Below are 15,036 nucleotides of genomic sequence, written 5' to 3' on the forward strand. Positions count from 1 at the left end.
CAGTCAAGGCAAAGCCCCGCCCTCCCCGCTCATCCAATCTCGACAATTTGTCTCGATTCGATGAACGGAGCGACCAGGGCCTCACACTCATTTATCGCAGAACTCAGTTACCGCTCGAGTTCAGCGCTTCGGTCAGTGCAGCTTCCACTTCACTGGCGCTTACGCGCAACGGCTTGTCTGCTTCACGACGACGCTTACGCTCGCTGTGATATGCCAGGCCGGTACCGGCCGGGATCAGACGACCCACGACCACGTTTTCTTTCAGGCCGCGCAGGTAATCGCGCTTGCCGGTTACCGCCGCTTCGGTCAGTACGCGGGTGGTTTCCTGGAAGGAAGCCGCCGAGATGAACGATTCGGTGGACAACGACGCCTTGGTGATACCCAGCAGAACGCGAGTGAACTTGGAGACAAACTTGTCTTCGCCGCTCAGACGCTCGTTCTCTACCAGAACATGAGTCAATTCCATCTGGTCGCCCTTGATGAAACTGGAATCGCCGGATTCAGCGATTTCAACTTTACGCAGCATCTGACGCAGGATGGTCTCGATGTGCTTGTCGTTGATCTTCACGCCTTGCAGACGGTAAACGTCCTGGATCTCGTTAACAATGTACTTGGCCAGCGCACTCACACCCAGCAGACGCAGGATGTCGTGTGGATCGCTCGGACCGTCGGAGATAACTTCGCCGCGGTTTACCTGTTCGCCTTCGAACACGTTCAGGTGACGCCACTTCGGAATCAGCTCTTCGTACGGATCGCTACCGTCGTTCGGGGTAATAACCAGACGGCGCTTGCCCTTGGTTTCCTTACCGAACGCGATGGTGCCGCTGACTTCAGCCAGAATCGACGCTTCTTTCGGACGACGAGCTTCGAACAAGTCGGCAACACGCGGCAGACCACCGGTGATGTCACGGGTCTTCGAAGTCTCTTGCGGAATACGAGCGATAACATCACCGATCGCAATCTTCGCACCGTCCGCTACACCGACCAGGGCGTTGGCTGGCAGGAAGTACTGAGCGATGACGTCAGTGCCTGGCAGCAACAGATCCTTGCCGTTGTCGTCGACCATCTTCACGGCAGGACGAATGTCCTTGCCGGCAGCTGGACGATCTTTGGCGTCGAGTACTTCAATGTTGGTCATACCGGTCAATTCGTCAGTCTGACGCTTGATCGTGATGCCTTCTTCCATGCCCACGTAGGTCACGGTACCTTTCATTTCGGTAACGATCGGGTGAGTGTGCGGATCCCACTTGGCCACGATTGCGCCAGCGTCGACCTTGTCACCTTCTTTAACCGAAATCACGGCACCGTACGGCAGCTTGTAACGCTCACGCTCACGACCGAAGTCATCAGCGATGGCCAGCTCACCGGAACGGGACACAGCAACCAGGTGACCATCCACTCGCTCTACGTGCTTCAGGTTATGCAGACGGACGGTACCGCCATTCTTCACCTGAACGCTGTCGGCTGCGGAGGTCCGGCTTGCCGCACCACCGATGTGGAACGTACGCATCGTCAGCTGGGTACCTGGCTCACCGATCGACTGTGCAGCGATAACGCCGACAGCTTCACCGATGTTCACCTGGTGACCACGAGCCAAGTCACGGCCGTAGCACTTGGCGCAAATGCCGTAGCGGGTTTCGCAACTGATCGGCGAACGCACGATCACTTCGTCGATGCTGTTCAGCTCGATGAACTCGACCCACTTCTCGTCTACCAGGGTGCCGGCAGGAACGATGACGTCCTCGGTACCTGGCTTGAATACGTCACGGGCGATAACACGACCCAATACGCGCTCACCCAACGGCTCTACAACGTCACCGCCTTCAATGTGCGGAGTCATCAGCAGACCGTGTTCGGTGCCGCAATCGATCTCGGTTACAACCAAATCTTGTGCAACGTCCACCAGACGACGAGTCAGGTAACCGGAGTTAGCCGTTTTCAACGCGGTATCCGCAAGACCCTTACGAGCACCGTGAGTGGAGATGAAGTACTGGAGTACGCTCAAACCTTCACGGAAGTTCGCAGTAATCGGCGTTTCAATGATGGAACCGTCCGGCTTGGCCATCAGGCCACGCATACCGGCCAGCTGACGAATCTGTGCTGCGGAACCCCGCGCACCCGAGTCGGCCATCATGTACATCGAGTTGAACGATTCCTGGTCGACTTCGACGCCATGGCGGTCGATGACCTTCTCTTTCGAGAGGTTGGCCATCATCGCCTTGGAAACTTCGTCGTTCGCCTTGGACCAAAGGTCGATCACTTTGTTGTACTTCTCGCCCTGGGTTACCAGGCCGGAGGCGTACTGGCTTTCGATCTCTTTCACTTCATCAGTAGCAGCATTGATGATGCGGGCTTTTTCATCCGGGATAACGAAGTCGTTAACACCGATGGAAACGCCGGAAATGGTCGAATAAGCAAAACCGGTGTACATCAACTGGTCAGCGAAGATCACGGTCTCTTTCAGACCAACCACGCGATAGCACTGGTTGATCAGCTTGGAGATCGCCTTTTTCTTCATCGGCAGGTTGACGACGTCGTACGACAGACCCTTTGGCACAACCTGGAACAACAGCGCACGGCCGACGGTGGTGTCGACGATACGGGTGTTGCTCACGCTGCCGCCATCACGGTCGTTGACGGTTTCGTTGATCCGCACTTTGACCTTGGCATGCAGTGCGGCTTCGCCGGCACGGAACACACGGTCAACTTCCTGCAGATCCGCGAACACACGACCCTCGCCCTTGGCGTTGATCGCTTCACGAGTCATGTAGTACAGACCCAATACAACGTCCTGCGAAGGAACGATGATTGGCTCACCGTTGGCTGGCGACAGAATGTTGTTGGTGGACATCATCAACGCACGCGCTTCGAGCTGGGCTTCCAGCGTCAGCGGTACGTGCACGGCCATTTGGTCGCCGTCGAAGTCGGCGTTGTACGCGGCGCAGACCAGCGGGTGCAGCTGGATAGCCTTACCTTCGATCAGTACCGGTTCAAACGCCTGGATACCCAGACGGTGAAGGGTCGGTGCACGGTTGAGAAGAACCGGGTGTTCGCGAATCACTTCAGCGAGAACGTCCCAAACCTCTGGCAGTTCGCGCTCGACCATCTTCTTGGCAGCTTTGATGGTGGTAGCGAGACCACGCATTTCCAGCTTGCCGAAAATGAACGGCTTGAACAGCTCGAGAGCCATCTTCTTCGGCAGACCGCACTGGTGCAGACGCAGGGTCGGACCTACGGTAATTACCGAACGACCCGAGTAGTCAACACGCTTACCGAGCAAGTTCTGACGGAAACGACCCTGCTTACCCTTGATCATGTCAGCCAGGGACTTCAGAGGACGCTTGTTGGAACCGGTGATAGCGCGGCCACGACGACCGTTGTCGAGCAGTGCGTCGACGGCTTCCTGCAACATACGCTTTTCGTTGCGCACGATGATGTCCGGAGCGGACAGATCAAGCAGACGCTTCAAACGGTTGTTACGGTTGATCACTCGACGATACAGATCGTTGAGGTCGGAAGTCGCGAAGCGACCGCCATCCAGCGGGACCAGTGGACGCAGATCTGGCGGCAGAACCGGCAGAACGGTCAGCACCATCCACTCTGGCAAGTTGCCGGAACCCTGGAAGGCTTCCATCAACTTCAGACGCTTGGACAGCTTCTTGATCTTGGTTTCGGAGTTGGTTTGCGGAATTTCTTCACGCAGACGGCCAATCTCGTGTTCCAGGTCGATAGCGTGCAGCAGTTCGCGGACAGCTTCGGCACCCATGCGGGCATCGAAATCGTCGCCGAACTCTTCCAGCGCTTCGAAGTACTGCTCGTCGTTCAGCAGCTGACCTTTTTCAAGGGTGGTCATGCCTGGATCGATAACGACATAGCTCTCGAAGTAGAGAACGCGTTCGATATCACGCAGGGTCATGTCCATCAGCAAGCCGATACGGGACGGCAGCGATTTCAGGAACCAGATGTGGGCAACCGGCGAGGCCAGTTCGATGTGCGCCATGCGCTCACGACGAACTTTTGCCAGCGCGACTTCAACGCCGCACTTCTCGCAGATCACACCGCGGTGCTTCAAGCGCTTGTACTTACCGCACAGGCACTCGTAATCCTTTACCGGGCCAAAGATCTTGGCGCAGAACAGGCCGTCACGCTCAGGTTTGAACGTACGGTAGTTGATGGTTTCCGGCTTTTTAACTTCACCGAACGACCACGAACGGATCATCTCAGGCGATGCCAGTCCGATACGGATGGCGTCGAACTCTTCGACTTGACCCTGGTTTTTCAGCAAATTCAGTAGGTCTTTCAAGGCCTTTCCTCCTGGCGGAGCAGAGAGCGGGCAATCCTGCCCCGCTCTCGATTCGCGTCACGTGTTATTCGGTTTCCAGATCGATATCGATGCCGAGGGAACGAATTTCCTTGATCAACACGTTGAAGGACTCGGGCATGCCCGGCTCCATACGGTGATCGCCATCCACGATGTTCTTGTACATCTTGGTACGGCCGTTCACATCGTCCGACTTCACTGTGAGCATTTCTTGCAGAGTGTAAGCGGCACCGTATGCTTCCAGTGCCCAGACCTCCATCTCCCCGAAACGCTGACCACCGAACTGCGCCTTACCACCCAGCGGCTGCTGGGTAACCAGGCTGTACGAACCGGTAGAACGCGCGTGCATCTTGTCGTCTACCAAGTGGTTCAGCTTCAGCATGTACATGTAGCCAACGGTTACCGGGCGCTCGAACTTATTGCCGGTACGGCCGTCGGTCAGCTGCATCTGGCCGCTTTCTGGCAGGTCTGCCAGTTTCAGCATGGCCTTGATTTCGCTTTCCTTGGCGCCGTCGAACACTGGAGTGGCCATTGGAACGCCGCCACGCAGGTTTTGAGCCAGGTCCAGGATTTCCTGGTCCGAGAAGTCATCGAGGCTTTCCTGACGACCGCCGATCTCGTTGTAGATCTCGTGCAGGAATTTACGCAGCTCGGCAACTTTACGCTGCTCTTCAATCATGCGGTTGATCTTCTCGCCCAGACCCTTGGCCGCGAGGCCCAGGTGGGTTTCGAGGATCTGACCAACGTTCATACGCGAAGGTACGCCCAACGGGTTGAGGACGACGTCGACCGGGGTGCCATTGGCATCGTGCGGCATGTCTTCAACCGGCATGATCACGGAGACCACACCCTTGTTACCGTGACGACCGGCCATCTTGTCGCCCGGCTGGATGCGACGACGGATTGCCAGGTAAACCTTGACGATCTTCAGCACGCCTGGAGCCAGGTCATCGCCCTGCTGCAGTTTGCGCTTCTTGTCTTCGAACTTGTCGTCCAGCAGACGGCGACGATCAACGATGTAGGCCTGAGCCTTCTCGAGCTGCTCGTTCAGAGCATCTTCAGCCATGCGCAGTTTGAACCACTGGCCGTGCTCAAGACCGTCGAGAACTTCGTCGGTGATGTCCTGGCCTTTCTTCAGACCGGCGCCGCCTTCGGCTTTATGGCCGACCAGAGCGGAACGCAGACGTTCGAAAGTAGCACCTTCAACAATGCGGAACTCTTCGTTCAGGTCCTTGCGGATCTCGTCCAGCTGGGACTTCTCGATCGACAGTGCACGAGCATCACGCTCAACGCCATCGCGGGTGAAGACCTGTACGTCGATGACAGTACCTTTGGTACCGGTAGGTACACGCAGGGAGGTGTCTTTAACGTCGCTGGCTTTTTCACCGAAGATCGCACGCAGCAGTTTTTCTTCCGGAGTCAGCTGGGTCTCGCCTTTCGGAGTGACCTTACCCACCAGGATGTCGCCTGCGCCAACTTCAGCACCTACGTAAACGATACCGGCTTCGTCCAGCTTGTTCAGTGCCGCTTCACCCACGTTCGGGATGTCGGCAGTGATTTCCTCTGGGCCAAGCTTGGTGTCACGGGCCACACAGGTCAGTTCCTGGATGTGGATCGTGGTGAAGCGGTCTTCCTGAACAACACGCTCGGACAGGCAGATGGAGTCTTCGAAGTTGAAGCCGTTCCATGCCATGAACGCGATGCGCATGTTCTGACCCAGTGCCAGTTCACCCATGTCGGTGGACGGGCCGTCGGCCATGATGTCGCTGCGCTGAACCCGATCACCCTTACGCACCAGCGGACGCTGGTTGATGCAGGTGTTCTGGTTGGAGCGGGTGTATTTGGTCAGGTTGTAGATGTCGACACCGGCTTCACCGGTTTCAACTTCGTCATCGGCAACACGAACCACGATACGGCTGGCGTCGACGGAGTCGATCACGCCGCCACGACGCGCCACGACGCAAACGCCGGAGTCACGGGCTACGTTACGCTCCATGCCGGTACCTACCAGCGGCTTGTCAGCGCGCAGGGTTGGTACAGCTTGACGCTGCATGTTCGAACCCATCAACGCACGGTTGGCGTCGTCGTGCTCGAGGAACGGAATCAGCGACGCAGCAACCGAAACTACCTGCTTCGGCGATACGTCCATCAAGGTGACGTCTTCCGGCGCCTTGACGGTGAATTCGTTCAGGTGACGAACAGCTACCAGCTCGTCGATCAGGACTTTCTTGTCGTTCATCGTGGCCGAAGCCTGAGCGATCACGTGATCAGCTTCTTCGATGGCGGACAGGAATACGATCTCGTCGGTGACCAGAGCGTCTTTCACCACACGGTACGGGCTCTCGAGGAAGCCGTACTGGTTGGTGCGCGCATAGGCGGCCAGGGAGTTGATCAGACCGATGTTCGGACCTTCCGGCGTTTCAATCGGGCATACACGACCGTAGTGAGTCGGGTGTACGTCACGCACTTCAAAGCCAGCACGCTCACGAGTCAGACCGCCAGGGCCGAGTGCAGAAACACGACGCTTGTGGGTGATCTCGGACAGCGGGTTGTTCTGGTCCATGAACTGCGACAGCTGGCTGGAACCGAAGAACTCTTTCACCGCCGCAGCCACTGGCTTGGCGTTGATCAGGTCTTGCGGCATCAGGCCTTCGCTTTCAGCCATCGACAGACGCTCTTTGACCGCACGCTCAACACGCACCAGGCCAACGCGGAACTGGTTCTCGGCCATTTCGCCTACGCAGCGAACGCGACGGTTACCCAGGTGGTCGATGTCATCGACGATGCCTTTACCGTTACGGATGTCGACCAGGGTCTTCAGTACCGCGACGATGTCTTCCTTGCACAGCACGCCCGAACCTTCGATCTCGGTACGACCGATACGACGGTTGAACTTCATCCGGCCGACCGCAGACAGGTCATAGCGCTCTGGGCTGAAGAACAGGTTGTTGAACAGGGTCTCGGCAGCGTCTTTGGTTGGCGGCTCGCCAGGACGCATCATGCGATAGATCTCGACCAGCGCTTCCAATTGGTTACTGGTGGAGTCGATCTTCAAGGTGTCGGAGACGAACGGACCGCAGTCGATATCGTTGGTGTACAGAGTTTCGATGCGAACGACCTGAGCCTTGGCGATTTTGGCCAGGATCTCGGTGTTCAGCTCGGTGTTGCACTCTGCCAGGATTTCGCCGGTTGCCGGGTGCACGATGACCTTGGCGGTTGTGCGACCCAGGACGTAGTCCAGAGGCACATCCAGCTCTTTGATCCCGGCTTTTTCCAGCTGGTTGATGTGGCGAGCGGTGATACGACGACCCTGCTCGACAATAACCTTGCCTTTGTCATCCAGAATATCGAGGACAGCGATTTCACCGCGCAGGCGCTGAGGCACCAGCTCCAGGCTCAGGGTCTCGCCCTTCACGTGGAATACGTTGGTGGTATAGAACGCGTCCAGCACTTCTTCAGTGGTATAGCCCAGCGCGCGCAGCAGTACCGAGGCAGGCAGCTTGCGACGACGGTCGATACGCACGAATACGCAGTCTTTCGGGTCGAACTCGAAGTCCAGCCACGAACCGCGGTAAGGAATGATGCGCGCGGAGTACAGCAGTTTACCGGAGCTGTGCGTCTTGCCACGGTCGTGGTCGAAGAACACGCCCGGGGAACGGTGCAGCTGGGAAACGATTACACGCTCGGTACCGTTGATTACGAAGGTACCGTTTTCAGTCATCAGGGGGATTTCACCCATGTAGACTTCTTGCTCTTTGATGTCCTTGATCGCTTTGTTCGACGATTCTTTGTCGAAAATGATCAGGCGCACTTTTACCCGCAAAGGTACGGCGTAAGTTACACCGCGCAATACGCATTCTTTGACATCAAATGCCGGTTCGCCCAGACGATATCCGACGTACTCCAGCGCAGCATTGCCGGAGTAGCTGATGATCGGGAAAACGGATTTGAAGGCCGCATGCAGGCCCACGTCGCGGAACTGATCTTTAGTCGCTCCCGCTTGCAAGAATTCACGATACGAATCCAGCTGGATGGCCAGGAGGTACGGCACATCCATGACGTCCGGCAACTTGCTAAAGTCCTTGCGGATACGTTTTTTCTCAGTATATGAGTAAGCCATCAGCGTTCCCCAGCTTGGTCACCTGCTTGTTTGGCCCCTCCCGACGGGAGCAGCCAGAAAATCGTGCAAACCCCATGGTTTGCGCCACCGCATCGGGTGGTTACAGCTCGTTATCGGCACCGACCCAGTCGGCTGCCAATAACGGAAAAAGGCCGGTGGCAAGAGCCACCAGCCATCAGCCTGTCGCTTAACGCTCGGGCTGGAGGAGCAAAGTCGATGCTTACTTCAGCTCGACTTTAGCGCCTGCTTCTTCCAGAGTTGCTTTGGCTTTGTCAGCTGCTTCTTTGGCAACAGCTTCCAGAACCATGGCAGGAGCGCCGTCAACTACAGCCTTGGCTTCTTTCAGGCCCAGACCGGTCAGTTCACGTACTGCCTTGATCACGTTAACTTTCTTCTCGCCAGCTTCGGTCAGCATGACGTTGAATTCAGTTTGCTCTTCAACAACGGCGGCAGCAGCAGCTGGACCAGCCGATGCAGCAGCAGCGGTAACACCGAATTTTTCTTCGAAAGCTTTGATCAGCTCAACAACTTCCATTACGGACATGTTGCCAACTGCTTCAAGGATATCGTTCTGAGAGATAGACATGAATCTAATTCCTGATATTGGGGACGGCCTACGCGACCATCGAAAAAAACAAAAAACGCGAGAAGTTGACGAGCCTTAGGCTGCAGCAGCTTCTTTCTGGTCGCGAATTGCCGCCAGAGTACGAGCCAATTTGCTGGTAGCGCCTTGAATCACGCTCATCAGCTGAGAAATTGCTTCGTCACGGGTCGGCAGAGTTGCCAGTACGTCGATTTGGTTAGCTGCGAGGAACTTGCCCTCGAACGCAGCTGCCTTGATCTCGAACTTGTCCTGACCCTTTGCGAATTCCTTGAAGATCCGGGCAGCAGCGCCTGGATGTTCCTTGGAGAACGCAATCAGGGTAGGGCCAGTGAACACGTCGTTGAGGACACTGAATTCAGTGTCAGCAACAGCGCGCTTGAGCAGGGTGTTACGTACAACACGTACGTAAACGCCAGCTTCACGAGCCTCTTTACGGAGTCCGGTCATCGCGCCTACTGTTACGCCACGGGCATCAGCCACGACAGCGGACAGAGCGACTTTGGCAGCCTCGTTGACTTCAGCGACGATGGCCTTCTTGTCTTCGAGTTTAATTGCCACGGGTTTAACTCCTGCTTGTTACCGTTTCATCTGGTCGAAACCGGATGTCGTTTTGGTGTCTGATTCGGTAAGGAACCGGGAGCACCATCTGCGTAGGCTTGTGGTTTAAGACTTGCGTCGCCTACGGTCTTGGATAGCCCCCGCCAGGCAGGGACCCCAATTTTTCAATTGGCGCAATCGCTTGCGCCAATTTGTGTCTTACGCGTCGAGCGAGCTTTGGTCGATGACCAGACCTGGGCCCATAGTGGTGCTCAGGGTAACGCGCTTGACGTAGATGCCTTTCGAGGAAGCTGGCTTGATACGCTTCAGATCAGCGATCAGGGCTTCAACGTTTTCCTTCAGCTTGACGGCGTCGAAACCGATCTTGCCAACGGAAGTGTGGATGATGCCGTTTTTGTCGGTGCGATAACGAACCTGACCAGCCTTGGCGTTTTTAACCGCGGTAGCTACGTCTGGAGTTACGGTGCCGACTTTAGGGTTAGGCATCAGGCCACGTGGACCGAGGATCTGACCCAACTGACCTACAACGCGCATTGCATCCGGGGATGCGATAACTACGTCATAGTTCAGGTCGCCGCCTTTCATTTCGGCAGCCAGGTCGTCCATGCCTACACGGTCAGCGCCGGCAGCCAGAGCGGCCTCAGCAGCTGGACCCTGGGTGAACACAGCAACGCGAACGGTCTTGCCAGTGCCGTGTGGCAGCACGGTAGCGCTACGAACGACCTGGTCGGATTTACGCGGGTCAACACCCAGGTTTACAGCTACGTCGAACGACTCGCTGAACTTGACAGTCGACAGCTCGGCCAGCAGGGCAGCAGCGTCTACAAAGTTGTAGGCCTTGCCTGCTTCGATTTTGCCGGCGATAGCCTTTTGACGCTTGGTCAGCTTAGCCATTACACACCCTCCACGTTAAGGCCCATGCTACGAGCAGAACCGGCGATGGTACGCACGGCTGCTTCCATATCAGCTGCAGTCAGATCCGCGTTTTTGGTTTTCGCGATTTCTTCCAGCTGAGCACGAGTCACGGTGCCAACCTTAACGGTGTTCGGACGAGCGGAACCGCTGGTCAGACCGGCCGCCTTCTTCAGCAGAACCGAAGCAGGGGTGGATTTGGTTTCGAAAGTGAAGCTACGGTCGCTGTAGACAGTGATGATCACTGGAGTCGGCAGACCTGGCTCAAGACCCTGAGTACGGGCGTTGAAAGCCTTGCAGAATTCCATGATGTTCACGCCGTGCTGACCCAGAGCAGGACCAACAGGTGGGCTTGGGTTAGCCTGAGCGGCCTTCACTTGCAGCTTGATGTAAGCGGTAATCTTCTTGGCCATGAGGCACTCCAATTACGGGTTCGAACGCCTCGAGAGGCTCCCCGGTTACTTGCGCGTTTATCCCAGTGACGACAAAACCCCACAGCCTATGGCTGCGGGGTTGGGATTTTTGCTCAACTAGACCTTTTCGACCTGGCTGAACTCGAGCTCCACCGGAGTAGAGCGACCGAAAATGAGCACTGCGACCTGGATCCGGCTCTTTTCGTAGTTAACTTCTTCAACAACACCGGTAAAGTCCGCAAACGGACCGTCATTGACACGTACCGACTCGCCCGGCTCGAACAACGTCTTCGGCTTCGGCTTGTCGCTACCATCAGCAACACGGCGCAGAATCGCTTCTGCTTCTTTATCGGTGATCGGTGCAGGCTTGTCGGCAGTACCGCCGATAAAGCCCATCACCCGAGGAGTGTCCTTGACCAAGTGCCAAGTACCCTCGTTCATATCCATCTGCACCAGCACGTAGCCAGGGAAGAATTTGCGTTCGCTTTTGCGCTTCTGGCCATTACGCATTTCAACCACTTCTTCAGTGGGAACCAGAATCTCGCCGAAGCCGTCTTCCATACCGGCCAGCTTTACGCGCTCGACCAGCGAGCGCATTACATGCTTCTCGTAACCGGAGTAAGCATGCACAACATACCAACGCTTAGCCACGGGACACCCTTAGCCGACAATCAAGGAAACAAGCCAGCCGAGCAGGGAATCAAGACCCCACAACAGCAACGCCATAACCAGAACAACAGCCACCACAATCAGGGTGGTCTGCGTGGTTTCTTGGCGAGTTGGCCAAACGACTTTACGAATTTCGGTGCGTGCTTCCTTAACCAGTACAAAGAAAGACTTGCCCTTGACTGTCTGCAGGCCTACAAAGGCAGCTACAGCAGCAATGGCGAGCAATGCGAGTACGCGGTACAGGATCGGCGAAGCAGAGAAGTACTGATTGCCAACAACGCCAACAACCACCAGAGCGACTACTACAAGCCACTTGAGGAGGTCGAAACGAGAGCCTTGAGCTTCAGCTTTAGGAGTCATCTATGAAGATCCTGTGAAAAGAAAGCCAGACACACCAGGTGAATCTGGCAGGTCAGGAGGGAATCGAACCCCCAACCTACGGTTTTGGAGACCGTCGCTCTGCCAATTGAGCTACTGACCTAAAACAAAATCAGGCCGACCATTATGCCGACCCGAAAAAGACTTTACAACCACTACCAGGCAACTCCAGCTGCAATACCAGCACCTCAGCACCGGCAAACCCCGACAACACAACGAGGCGCAACCACAACCACCTAAAACAAAGGCAGATATTTTCATATCTGCCTTGTTATATGGAGCTCTTGAGCGGATTTGAACCGCTGACCTCACCCTTACCAAGGGTGTGCTCTACCAACTGAGCTACAAGAGCGTAACACTGTGCAAAATCTGTAAACCTGGAGCGGGTAGCGGGAATCGAACCCGCATCATCAGCTTGGAAGGCTGAGGTTCTACCACTAAACTATACCCGCGAGCGCTTACAGCTCTCGCTAAAAATGGTGGAGGGGGAAGGATTCGAACCTTCGAAGTCGTAGACGTCAGATTTACAGTCTGATCCCTTTGGCCGCTCGGGAACCCCTCCTAAGCGAGCCGGCATTCTACATCATGCCAGCCTTCTGTCAAGCATTTTCTCAATTAAATCTTGAGGTTAGCTGCGTTGACCTCGCTTCACATCGCTAACCGTTTCCGGTGTTCGCTGTGGAGCGGGCGCCATTCTATGCAAACTATTCAGTGGGCGCAACCCCCTCGCACGGCATTATTTTATGTTTTAACTCATTGAATTCTTTAGAAAGGTTTTGCAGCTGCAGATCGTCCAGCCAACGCCGGCTTTCCGGTGCGATACGCACCCAATACCCTGCACTTTCCGAGCCCTTGGGCAGGGACTGGTACTTGACCTCCATCCCGCTCAGCCGGCGCTCAACCGCCTGAGCGGCGTCCTGGCGCGTGTAGCCGCCCAGATAAAGACAGCCATTGTCTGGCGACACGGCCTTAGCCTTGTCCTTGGACGCATCGCCCGCCTCGCTCAACAGGCGAATATCTTGCTGAGACCCGCGATACAGACTTAGAGGCGTGACATCCTTGGCGCGCAATGGCGCCTCTTGTTGATGCCAGATGTAGTAGAACCCGTTGAGGACAAGCAGCAGCAAAAACAACCAACGCATAAAAACCTCAGGACAAGGGACAGGCCATGGCCAATCCGACAAACACCAGGTCCGGAACCACCCTGGCTTGAGGCACCACCTCAGAAACCAGACTCGCATCCCCCCCGGTGAGGAATACGACAAAGTCCTCACCCCAGTAGCTGCGCGCCAACTCGAGCTGGGTCAGTACGAAGCCGCGCAACATCAATAAACAGCCACGCTCTACAGCCTGAACAGTCGCGCGCCCCGGAACAAGGCTTTCCAGAGCCAGCTCCGCTGCCTGATCGCCATATCGGATTTTACGGGTGTGGGTGCGCAATTGATTGCGCATCAACGGCATTCCCGGACAGATGAAACCACCCAGGTGCTCTCCATCCACAGCGATAAAGTCAGCAGTCACGGCCGTACCGAAGTCGAGCACCAGGCACGCACCCGAAGCCAGATGAAAGCCCCCAAGCATCGCGAGCCACCGATCCAGCCCCAACCGCTCGAATTCCTCATACCCATTGCGCACGCCGGACATTTCGCGCGCAGGCGTTGCACACACAACCGGCACGCCAAAGGTTTCCTTCAACAAGGAAGTCAGCGCGCCGGTCTCCTGCGCAGTCCTGACGCTCACTAGCCGGCAAAACGCGAGAGCAAGCCCTTTGAGCTCCCCCAGCCCTTCAAGCAATGCGAGATCGGAATCGACGACCCCCTCACCCAGCACCTGCCCGGCACTCACCGCAAGCACGCGCCATTTGATGAAGCTATTGCCACAATCGAGCTCAAGAATCATCACGCAACCTCAGGCTCAACTCACCACCGCTGAAAACTTTTTCCACACCATCCACCTTCAGGCGCAGGGCACCCTGACCATCAATACCAAGCACCTCGCCATCAATCTGATTGACGCCGGCAATCAATGACACGCTTCGCCCCTGCCACAGGTGATTTTGCTCCCACTCGGATTGGATGGCCACAAAACCACCTGCCTGATGGCGAACAAGGTATTGCTGCAGCATCCCCCCCAACATTGCGACCAGTTGGTTGCGATCAAACAATCTGCCAGATTCGAGCCGCATGGAAGTCCATTGCTGGTCGACCTCGTCAGCAGACTGCATGTTCACATTGATCCCCACCCCGAGAACGACGTGACACACATCGGCAGGGTCACCAACCAGCTCGAGCAGTATCCCTGCGATTTTTTTCTGCCCCACAAGGACATCGTTGGGCCACTTCAGCCCAGCGGCCGCGATGCCGAACTCACGCAGCGTCTGCTGAACAGCGAGCCCAACGACAAGACTCAAGCCTTCCAGCTGACGCATCCCGCCATCAATACGCAGTACCAGGCTGTAATAGACGTTTTCCGCGAATGGACTGACCCACTTGCGACCACGCCGCCCGCGCCCGGCAGTCTGGCGCTCTGAAAGCACAAGAAAAGGTGCCGCCTGCCCCCGATCTATGGCGCGCAGTGCCTCGGCGTTCGTGGAGTCGATCGAGTCGAAAACCTGGACGGGCCAGTCGCAAGAAATCGCCCGGGCACTTATCTCGCCAGGATCGAGCAGCGCCAATGGCGCGGACAATTGATAGCCGCGCCCACGAACCTTGTGAATAGACAAACCCAGCTCAGCTTCCAAATGCTGAAGCTGCTTCCACACGGCACTACGACTGACGCCCAGGGCAGCACCCAATGCTTGACCCGAATGGAATCGGCCATCTTTAAGAAGCTTTAACAACGTCAGCATGCAGGTCTCGCCTCACAATGAGGCCCGCATGATAGCCACGCGCCGAGCTATTGCATAGAAATCCAGTAGCCGTGACTTTTCTGCGGACAAAAACAAAACCCCAACTGCTTTCGCAATTGGGGTTTCGGAATTTAATCTTGACGATGACCTACTCTCACATGGGGAAACCCCACACTACCATCGGCGATGCATCGTTTCACTGCTGAGTTCGGG

General features: G+C 56.2%; 11 protein-coding genes and 4 tRNA genes. All 15 read right to left on the reverse strand.

Translation table 11 applies throughout. The annotated features are described in order from the left end of the window. Positions 1-103 precede the first annotated feature (103 nt). The 15 genes from rpoC to birA all read right to left on the reverse strand — a co-directional run bounded on the left by rpoC (position 104) and on the right by birA (position 14,823). On the reverse strand, positions 104-4,303 hold the full coding sequence (rpoC, locus tag EI969_RS26610; protein WP_160390349.1) for a DNA-directed RNA polymerase subunit beta': 4,200 nt from the start codon (positions 4,301-4,303) through the stop codon (positions 104-106). Between the two features lie 64 nt (positions 4,304-4,367). Beyond that, positions 4,368-8,441, reverse strand: a complete 4,074-nt coding sequence (gene rpoB / locus EI969_RS26615; protein WP_108218341.1) for a DNA-directed RNA polymerase subunit beta — start codon at positions 8,439-8,441, stop codon at positions 4,368-4,370. A gap of 220 nt (positions 8,442-8,661) precedes the next feature. Further along, positions 8,662-9,027 carry a 50S ribosomal protein L7/L12 gene (gene rplL, locus EI969_RS26620; protein WP_053162838.1) on the reverse strand — a complete coding sequence of 122 codons (366 nt, stop codon included), beginning with the start codon at positions 9,025-9,027 and terminating at the stop codon, positions 8,662-8,664. A gap of 75 nt (positions 9,028-9,102) precedes the next feature. Continuing rightward, positions 9,103-9,603 (reverse strand): 50S ribosomal protein L10, encoded by a 501-nt coding sequence (gene rplJ, locus EI969_RS26625; RefSeq protein ID WP_007970413.1) that lies wholly within the window; start codon positions 9,601-9,603, stop codon positions 9,103-9,105. 198 nt (positions 9,604-9,801) lie between these two features. Further along, the gene (gene rplA / locus EI969_RS26630) at positions 9,802-10,497 is read right to left on the reverse strand and encodes a 50S ribosomal protein L1 (protein ID WP_003186095.1); all 696 of its coding nucleotides are present in this window, start codon (positions 10,495-10,497) and stop codon (positions 9,802-9,804) included. Continuing rightward, the gene (rplK, locus tag EI969_RS26635; RefSeq protein WP_007933726.1) at positions 10,497-10,928 is read right to left on the reverse strand and encodes a 50S ribosomal protein L11; all 432 of its coding nucleotides are present in this window, start codon (positions 10,926-10,928) and stop codon (positions 10,497-10,499) included. The genes rplA and rplK overlap by 1 nt, the downstream gene beginning before the upstream one ends. A gap of 117 nt (positions 10,929-11,045) precedes the next feature. Next, on the reverse strand, positions 11,046-11,579 hold the full coding sequence (gene nusG / locus EI969_RS26640; RefSeq protein WP_046041611.1) for a transcription termination/antitermination protein NusG: 534 nt from the start codon (positions 11,577-11,579) through the stop codon (positions 11,046-11,048). A gap of 9 nt (positions 11,580-11,588) precedes the next feature. After that, the gene (gene secE / locus EI969_RS26645) at positions 11,589-11,957 is read right to left on the reverse strand and encodes a preprotein translocase subunit SecE (RefSeq protein WP_007984402.1); all 369 of its coding nucleotides are present in this window, start codon (positions 11,955-11,957) and stop codon (positions 11,589-11,591) included. A 45-nt stretch (positions 11,958-12,002) separates the two neighbouring features. Further along, positions 12,003-12,078, reverse strand: a tRNA-Trp gene (locus tag EI969_RS26650). Positions 12,079-12,251: 173 nt separating this feature from the next. Further along, a tRNA-Thr gene (locus EI969_RS26655) sits at positions 12,252-12,327 on the reverse strand. Between the two features lie 26 nt (positions 12,328-12,353). After that, positions 12,354-12,427: transfer RNA gene (locus EI969_RS26660), tRNA-Gly, on the reverse strand. A gap of 25 nt (positions 12,428-12,452) precedes the next feature. Then, positions 12,453-12,537, reverse strand: a tRNA-Tyr gene (locus EI969_RS26665). 142 nt (positions 12,538-12,679) lie between these two features. Then, positions 12,680-13,117: a hypothetical protein gene (locus tag EI969_RS26670; RefSeq protein WP_160390350.1), complete on the reverse strand. Its 438-nt coding sequence runs from the start codon at positions 13,115-13,117 to the stop codon at positions 12,680-12,682. 7 nt (positions 13,118-13,124) lie between these two features. After that, positions 13,125-13,874: a pantothenate kinase gene (locus EI969_RS26675; protein ID WP_160390351.1), complete on the reverse strand. Its 750-nt coding sequence runs from the start codon at positions 13,872-13,874 to the stop codon at positions 13,125-13,127. Further along, positions 13,864-14,823: a bifunctional biotin--[acetyl-CoA-carboxylase] ligase/biotin operon repressor BirA gene (birA, locus tag EI969_RS26680; RefSeq protein ID WP_160390352.1), complete on the reverse strand. Its 960-nt coding sequence runs from the start codon at positions 14,821-14,823 to the stop codon at positions 13,864-13,866. The genes EI969_RS26675 and birA overlap by 11 nt, the downstream gene beginning before the upstream one ends. Between the last annotated feature and the right edge of the window lie 213 nt (positions 14,824-15,036).

Origin of the sequence: Pseudomonas sp. PB101 (assembly GCF_009764265.1) — a bacterium.
GTDB lineage: Bacteria > Pseudomonadota > Gammaproteobacteria > Pseudomonadales > Pseudomonadaceae > Aquipseudomonas.

What these genes read in the sequence shown, in the direction of transcription:
- EI969_RS26675 (WP_160390351.1), bottom strand. Translation starts at nt 13,874, where the DNA reads ATGATTCTTGAGCTCGATTGTGGCAATAGCTTCATCAAATGGCGCGTG.
- rplA (WP_003186095.1), bottom strand. Translation starts at nt 10,497, where the DNA reads ATGGCTAAGCTGACCAAGCGTCAAAAGGCTATCGCCGGCAAAATCGAA.
- secE (WP_007984402.1), bottom strand. Translation starts at nt 11,957, where the DNA reads ATGACTCCTAAAGCTGAAGCTCAAGGCTCTCGTTTCGACCTCCTCAAG.
- rplK (WP_007933726.1), bottom strand. Translation starts at nt 10,928, where the DNA reads ATGGCCAAGAAGATTACCGCTTACATCAAGCTGCAAGTGAAGGCCGCT.
- birA (WP_160390352.1), bottom strand. Translation starts at nt 14,823, where the DNA reads ATGCTGACGTTGTTAAAGCTTCTTAAAGATGGCCGATTCCATTCGGGT.
- rplL (WP_053162838.1), bottom strand. Translation starts at nt 9,027, where the DNA reads ATGTCTATCTCTCAGAACGATATCCTTGAAGCAGTTGGCAACATGTCC.
- rpoB (WP_108218341.1), bottom strand. Translation starts at nt 8,441, where the DNA reads ATGGCTTACTCATATACTGAGAAAAAACGTATCCGCAAGGACTTTAGC.
- EI969_RS26670 (WP_160390350.1), bottom strand. Translation starts at nt 13,117, where the DNA reads ATGCGTTGGTTGTTTTTGCTGCTGCTTGTCCTCAACGGGTTCTACTAC.